Below are 369 nucleotides of genomic sequence, written 5' to 3'. Positions count from 1 at the left end.
GGCATGAAAGTGGAAATCCTAGAGAAATGTGCCTCACACCTACGGGCAATGCTCCATGCTCTGAGCCATGTTCACGGCGAAGGCTATCATATAATAATGGAAGATGAGCTTCGACTGCTTGCAAAAGTCACCTCACAGGCCATGCGCGATATCGGCTCAAAGAGAATCCCAGACGAGCAATCGCTGCATGATGCCCTTGTTGCCTCTCAAAAGAAACTGGAAACCTTGCGCAATGAGGGAGCGACCCGCAGATTCTATTTACAAAAAATGATCCAATTCTTTGCCTTTTACCACAGTGCCCAGTTTATCTGTGAAGACCTGCTGCGCTACGCTCGGGAAAGAAAAAGAATCAACTCTAAACTTACTAAG

Annotated in this window: 1 protein-coding gene; it reads left to right on the top strand. The window is 46.9% G+C overall.

Annotated features, from left to right (window positions below; genetic code table 11):
- Positions 1-96 precede the first annotated feature (96 nt).
- The coding region (locus tag DF185_RS23425) for a hypothetical protein (protein ID WP_207784761.1) at positions 97-369 on the top strand (273 nt) is incomplete at its 3' end.

Origin of the sequence: Marinifilum breve, from assembly GCF_003202155.1 — a bacterium.
Classification (GTDB): domain Bacteria; phylum Bacteroidota; class Bacteroidia; order Bacteroidales; family Marinifilaceae; genus Marinifilum; species Marinifilum breve.
Note: the sequence above shows the minus strand (reverse complement) of the source record. Positions and strands in the feature narration are given on the sequence as shown.